Origin of the sequence: Paenarthrobacter nitroguajacolicus, from assembly GCF_007786235.1 — a bacterium.
GTDB lineage: Bacteria > Actinomycetota > Actinomycetes > Actinomycetales > Micrococcaceae > Arthrobacter > Arthrobacter nitroguajacolicus_A.
In genome coordinates this window covers 1-276 of record NZ_VNFK01000094.1, presented here as the reverse complement: position 1 = coordinate 276, position 276 = coordinate 1, and the positions used below count along the sequence as shown (strand labels likewise).

General features: G+C 51.1%; 1 protein-coding gene. It reads left to right on the top strand.

The window, feature by feature from the left end; translation table 11 throughout:
* Positions 1–45: 45 nt before the first annotated feature.
* On the top strand, positions 46–276 hold a 231-nt coding region (locus FQP90_RS23730; protein ID WP_280116004.1), incomplete at its 3' end, for a catalase-related domain-containing protein.

Here is a 276-nt window from a genome sequence, read left to right as displayed (position 1 = left end):
AACGCTCCTCGTTGCCCAGTTCACAGCTACCACCGTGATGGCGCGATGCGTGTCGACGGTAACTTTGGTAGCACATTGGGTTATGAGCCAAACAACGAAGGTCAATGGGCTGAGCAACCAGATTTCGCTGAACCAGCATTGAACCTTGATGGCGCAGCAGCACACTGGGATCATCGCGAAGATGAAGATTATTTCTCGCAACCGGGTGACTTGTTCCGCCTAATGACACCAGAAAAGCAAGCGATTCTGTTTGATAACACTGCTCGTAACCTAGGC